Origin of the sequence: Bacillus inaquosorum KCTC 13429, from assembly GCF_000332645.1 — a bacterium.
Taxonomy (GTDB): domain Bacteria; phylum Bacillota; class Bacilli; order Bacillales; family Bacillaceae; genus Bacillus; species Bacillus inaquosorum.
Map to the genome: position 1 here is coordinate 1 of NZ_AMXN01000020.1, position 5,386 is coordinate 5,386.

Consider the following 5,386-nt stretch of genomic DNA (forward strand, 5'->3'; position numbering starts at 1 on the left):
TTTCTCAATCCCCAATGCTTGGCTTCCATAAGCAGATGGATAACCGCATCAAGCTCTTGGAAGAGATTCTGTCTTTTCGTATGCAGGGCGTTGAGTTCGATAATGGTGATATGTATGTTGACGGCCATAAGGCTGCTTCTGACGTTCGTGATGAGTTTGTATCTGTTACTGAGAAGTTAATGGATGAATTGGCACAATGCTACAATGTGCTCCCCCAACTTGATATTAATAACACTATAGACCACCGCCCCGAAGGGGACGAAAAATGGTTTTTAGAGAACGAGAAGACGGTTACGCAGTTTTGCCGCAAGCTGGCTGCTGAACGCCCTCTTAAGGATATTCGCGATGAGTATAATTACCCCAAAAAGAAAGGTATTAAGGATGAGTGTTCAAGATTGCTGGAGGCCTCCACTATGAAATCGCGTAGAGGCTTTGCTATTCAGCGTTTGATGAATGCAATGCGACAGGCTCATGCTGATGGTTGGTTTATCGTTTTTGACACTCTCACGTTGGCTGACGACCGATTAGAGGCGTTTTATGATAATCCCAATGCTTTGCGTGACTATTTTCGTGATATTGGTCGTATGGTTCTTGCTGCCGAGGGTCGCAAGGCTAATGATTCACACGCCGACTGCTATCAGTATTTTTGTGTGCCTGAGTATGGTACAGCTAATGGCCGTCTTCATTTCCATGCGGTGCACTTTATGCGGACACTTCCTACAGGTAGCGTTGACCCTAATTTTGGTCGTCGGGTACGCAATCGCCGCCAGTTAAATAGCTTGCAAAATACGTGGCCTTATGGTTACAGTATGCCCATCGCAGTTCGCTACACGCAGGACGCTTTTTCACGTTCTGGTTGGTTGTGGCCTGTTGATGCTAAAGGTGAGCCGCTTAAAGCTACCAGTTATATGGCTGTTGGTTTCTATGTGGCTAAATACGTTAACAAAAAGTCAGATATGGACCTTGCTGCTAAAGGTCTAGGAGCTAAAGAATGGAACAACTCACTAAAAACCAAGCTGTCGCTACTTCCCAAGAAGCTGTTCAGAATCAGAATGAGCCGCAACTTCGGGATGAAAATGCTCACAATGACAAATCTGTCCACGGAGTGCTTAATCCAACTTACCAAGCTGGGTTACGACGCGACGCCGTTCAACCAGATATTGAAGCAGAACGCAAAAAGAGAGATGAGATTGAGGCTGGGAAAAGTTACTGTAGCCGACGTTTTGGCGGCGCAACCTGTGACGACAAATCTGCTCAAATTTATGCGCGCTTCGATAAAAATGATTGGCGTATCCAACCTGCAGAGTTTTATCGCTTCCATGACGCAGAAGTTAACACTTTCGGATATTTCTGATGAGTCGAAAAATTATCTTGATAAAGCAGGAATTACTACTGCTTGTTTACGAATTAAATCGAAGTGGACTGCTGGCGGAAAATGAGAAAATTCGACCTATCCTTGCGCAGCTCGAGAAGCTCTTACTTTGCGACCTTTCGCCATCAACTAACGATTCTGTCAAAAACTGACGCGTTGGATGAGGAGAAGTGGCTTAATATGCTTGGCACGTTCGTCAAGGACTGGTTTAGATATGAGTCACATTTTGTTCATGGTAGAGATTCTCTTGTTGACATTTTAAAAGAGCGTGGATTACTATCTGAGTCCGATGCTGTTCAACCACTAATAGGTAAGAAATCATGAGTCAAGTTACTGAACAATCCGTACGTTTCCAGACCGCTTTGGCCTCTATTAAGCTCATTCAGGCTTCTGCCGTTTTGGATTTAACCGAAGATGATTTCGATTTTCTGACGAGTAACAAAGTTTGGATTGCTACTGACCGCTCTCGTGCTCGTCGCTGCGTTGAGGCTTGCGTTTATGGTACGCTGGACTTTGTAGGATACCCTCGCTTTCCTGCTCCTGTTGAGTTTATTGCTGCCGTCATTGCTTATTATGTTCATCCCGTCAACATTCAAACGGCCTGTCTCATCATGGAAGGCGCTGAATTTACGGAAAACATTATTAATGGCGTCGAGCGTCCGGTTAAAGCCGCTGAATTGTTCGCGTTTACCTTGCGTGTACGCGCAGGAAACACTGACGTTCTTACTGACGCAGAAGAAAACGTGCGTCAAAAATTACGTGCAGAAGGAGTGATGTAATGTCTAAAGGTAAAAAACGTTCTGGCGCTCGCCCTGGTCGTCCGCAGCCGTTGCGAGGTACTAAAGGCAAGCGTAAAGGCGCTCGTCTTTGGTATGTAGGTGGTCAACAATTTTAATTGCAGGGGCTTCGGCCCCTTACTTGAGGATAAATTATGTCTAATATTCAAACTGGCGCCGAGCGTATGCCGCATGACCTTTCCCATCTTGGCTTCCTTGCTGGTCAGATTGGTCGTCTTATTACCATTTCAACTACTCCGGTTATCGCTGGCGACTCCTTCGAGATGGACGCCGTTGGCGCTCTCCGTCTTTCTCCATTGCGTCGTGGCCTTGCTATTGACTCTACTGTAGACATTTTTACTTTTTATGTCCCTCATCGTCACGTTTATGGTGAACAGTGGATTAAGTTCATGAAGGATGGTGTTAATGCCACTCCTCTCCCGACTGTTAACACTGCTGGTTATATTGACCATGCCGCTTTTCTTGGCACGATTAACCCTGATACCAATAAAATCCCTAAGCATTTGTTTCAGGGTTATTTGAATATCTATAACAACTATTTTAAAGCGCCGTGGATGCCTGACCGTACCGAGGCTAACCCTAATGAGCTTAATCAAGATGATGCTCGTTATGGTTTCCGTTGCTGCCATCTCAAAAACATTTGGACTGCTCCGCTTCCTCCTGAGACTGAGCTTTCTCGCCAAATGACGACTTCTACCACATCTATTGACATTATGGGTCTGCAAGCTGCTTATGCTAATTTGCATACTGACCAAGAACGTGATTACTTCATGCAGCGTTACCATGATGTTATTTCTTCATTTGGAGGTAAAACCTCTTATGACGCTGACAACCGTCCTTTACTTGTCATGCGCTCTAATCTCTGGGCATCTGGCTATGATGTTGATGGAACTGACCAAACGTCGTTAGGCCAGTTTTCTGGTCGTGTTCAACAGACCTATAAACATTCTGTGCCGCGTTTCTTTGTTCCTGAGCATGGCACTATGTTTACTCTTGCGCTTGTTCGTTTTCCGCCTACTGCGACTAAAGAGATTCAGTACCTTAACGCTAAAGGTGCTTTGACTTATACCGATATTGCTGGCGACCCTGTTTTGTATGGCAACTTGCCGCCGCGTGAAATTTCTATGAAGGATGTTTTCCGTTCTGGTGATTCGTCTAAGAAGTTTAAGATTGCTGAGGGTCAGTGGTATCGTTATGCGCCTTCGTATGTTTCTCCTGCTTATCACCTTCTTGAAGGCTTCCCATTCATTCAGGAACCGCCTTCTGGTGATTTGCAAGAACGCGTACTTATTCGCCACCATGATTATGACCAGTGTTTCCAGTCCGTTCAGTTGTTGCAGTGGAATAGTCAGGTTAAATTTAATGTGACCGTTTATCGCAATCTGCCGACCACTCGCGATTCAATCATGACTTCGTGATAAAAGATTGAGTGTGAGGTTATAACGCCGAAGCGGTAAAAATTTTAATTTTTGCCGCTGAGGGGTTGACCAAGCGAAGCGCGGTAGGTTTTCTGCTTAGGAGTTTAATCATGTTTCAGACTTTTATTTCTCGCCATAATTCAAACTTTTTTTCTGATAAGCTGGTTCTCACTTCTGTTACTCCAGCTTCTTCGGCACCTGTTTTACAGACACCTAAAGCTACATCGTCAACGTTATATTTTGATAGTTTGACGGTTAATGCTGGTAATGGTGGTTTTCTTCATTGCATTCAGATGGATACATCTGTCAACGCCGCTAATCAGGTTGTTTCTGTTGGTGCTGATATTGCTTTTGATGCCGACCCTAAATTTTTTGCCTGTTTGGTTCGCTTTGAGTCTTCTTCGGTTCCGACTACCCTCCCGACTGCCTATGATGTTTATCCTTTGGATGGTCGCCATGATGGTGGTTATTATACCGTCAAGGACTGTGTGACTATTGACGTCCTTCCCCGTACGCCGGGCAATAATGTTTATGTTGGTTTCATGGTTTGGTCTAACTTTACCGCTACTAAATGCCGCGGATTGGTTTCGCTGAATCAGGTTATTAAAGAGATTATTTGTCTCCAGCCACTTAAGTGAGGTGATTTATGTTTGGTGCTATTGCTGGCGGTATTGCTTCTGCTCTTGCTGGTGGCGCCATGTCTAAATTGTTTGGAGGCGGTCAAAAAGCCGCCTCCGGTGGCATTCAAGGTGATGTGCTTGCTACCGATAACAATACTGTAGGCATGGGTGATGCTGGTATTAAATCTGCCATTCAAGGCTCTAATGTTCCTAACCCTGATGAGGCCGTCCCTAGTTTTGTTTCTGGTGCTATGGCTAAAGCTGGTAAAGGACTTCTTGAAGGTACGTTGCAGGCTGGCACTTCTGCCGTTTCTGATAAGTTGCTTGATTTGGTTGGACTTGGTGGCAAGTCTGCCGCTGATAAAGGAAAGGATACTCGTGATTATCTTGCTGCTGCATTTCCTGAGCTTAATGCTTGGGAGCGTGCTGGTGCTGATGCTTCCTCTGCTGGTATGGTTGACGCCGGATTTGAGAATCAAAAAGAGCTTACTAAAATGCAACTGGACAATCAGAAAGAGATTGCCGAGATGCAAAATGAGACTCAAAAAGAGATTGCTGGCATTCAGTCGGCGACTTCACGCCAGAATACGAAAGACCAGGTATATGCACAAAATGAGATGCTTGCTTATCAACAGAAGGAGTCTACTGCTCGCGTTGCGTCTATTATGGAAAACACCAATCTTTCCAAGCAACAGCAGGTTTCCGAGATTATGCGCCAAATGCTTACTCAAGCTCAAACGGCTGGTCAGTATTTTACCAATGACCAAATCAAAGAAATGACTCGCAAGGTTAGTGCTGAGGTTGACTTAGTTCATCAGCAAACGCAGAATCAGCGGTATGGCTCTTCTCATATTGGCGCTACTGCAAAGGATATTTCTAATGTCGTCACTGATGCTGCTTCTGGTGTGGTTGATATTTTTCATGGTATTGATAAAGCTGTTGCCGATACTTGGAACAATTTCTGGAAAGACGGTAAAGCTGATGGTATTGGCTCTAATTTGTCTAGGAAATAACCGTCAGGATTGACACCCTCCCAATTGTATGTTTTCATGCCTCCAAATCTTGGAGGCTTTTTTATGGTTCGTTCTTATTACCCTTCTGAATGTCACGCTGATTATTTTGACTTTGAGCGTATCGAGGCTCTTAAACCTGCTATTGAGGCTTGTGGCATTTCTACTC

8 protein-coding genes are annotated in these 5,386 nt (G+C 44.7%); all 8 read left to right on the plus strand.

Translation table 11 applies throughout. From position 1 onward, the window contains the following. On the plus strand, window positions 1-1,439 hold a 1,439-nt coding region (locus BSI_RS23405), incomplete at its 5' end, for a replication endonuclease (protein ID WP_032732440.1). Further along, on the plus strand, window positions 1,372-1,524 hold the full coding sequence (locus tag BSI_RS23410; RefSeq protein ID WP_435988044.1) for a hypothetical protein: 153 nt from the start codon (window positions 1,372-1,374) through the stop codon (window positions 1,522-1,524). The genes BSI_RS23405 and BSI_RS23410, both read left to right, overlap by 68 nt. Then, window positions 1,457-1,696 carry a phage DNA packaging protein C gene (locus BSI_RS23415; RefSeq protein WP_016670801.1) on the plus strand — a complete coding sequence of 80 codons (240 nt, stop codon included), beginning with the start codon at window positions 1,457-1,459 and terminating at the stop codon, window positions 1,694-1,696. Before BSI_RS23410 ends, BSI_RS23415 begins: the two co-directional genes overlap by 68 nt. Next, on the plus strand, window positions 1,693-2,151 hold the full coding sequence (locus tag BSI_RS23420; protein ID WP_000084700.1) for a scaffolding protein D: 459 nt from the start codon (window positions 1,693-1,695) through the stop codon (window positions 2,149-2,151). The genes BSI_RS23415 and BSI_RS23420 overlap by 4 nt, the downstream gene beginning before the upstream one ends. Beyond that, window positions 2,151-2,267 (plus strand): phage DNA packaging protein J, encoded by a 117-nt coding sequence (locus BSI_RS23425; protein ID WP_000033471.1) that lies wholly within the window; start codon window positions 2,151-2,153, stop codon window positions 2,265-2,267. The genes BSI_RS23420 and BSI_RS23425 overlap by 1 nt, the downstream gene beginning before the upstream one ends. A 36-nt stretch (window positions 2,268-2,303) precedes the next feature. Further along, the gene (locus tag BSI_RS23430) at window positions 2,304-3,587 is read left to right on the plus strand and encodes a major capsid protein (protein WP_000065548.1); all 1,284 of its coding nucleotides are present in this window, start codon (window positions 2,304-2,306) and stop codon (window positions 3,585-3,587) included. 110 nt (window positions 3,588-3,697) lie between these two features. Continuing rightward, window positions 3,698-4,225, plus strand: a complete 528-nt coding sequence (locus BSI_RS23435) for a hypothetical protein (protein WP_000487867.1) — start codon at window positions 3,698-3,700, stop codon at window positions 4,223-4,225. A gap of 8 nt (window positions 4,226-4,233) precedes the next feature. Next, the gene (locus BSI_RS23440; protein ID WP_000466547.1) at window positions 4,234-5,220 is read left to right on the plus strand and encodes a Minor spike protein; all 987 of its coding nucleotides are present in this window, start codon (window positions 4,234-4,236) and stop codon (window positions 5,218-5,220) included. Window positions 5,221-5,386: the final 166 nt, after the last annotated feature.

What these genes read in the sequence shown, in the direction of transcription:
- BSI_RS23420 (WP_000084700.1), top strand. Translation starts at nt 1,693, where the DNA reads ATGAGTCAAGTTACTGAACAATCCGTACGTTTCCAGACCGCTTTGGCC.
- BSI_RS23425 (WP_000033471.1), top strand. Translation starts at nt 2,151, where the DNA reads ATGTCTAAAGGTAAAAAACGTTCTGGCGCTCGCCCTGGTCGTCCGCAG.
- BSI_RS23430 (WP_000065548.1), top strand. Translation starts at nt 2,304, where the DNA reads ATGTCTAATATTCAAACTGGCGCCGAGCGTATGCCGCATGACCTTTCC.
- BSI_RS23435 (WP_000487867.1), top strand. Translation starts at nt 3,698, where the DNA reads ATGTTTCAGACTTTTATTTCTCGCCATAATTCAAACTTTTTTTCTGAT.
- BSI_RS23440 (WP_000466547.1), top strand. Translation starts at nt 4,234, where the DNA reads ATGTTTGGTGCTATTGCTGGCGGTATTGCTTCTGCTCTTGCTGGTGGC.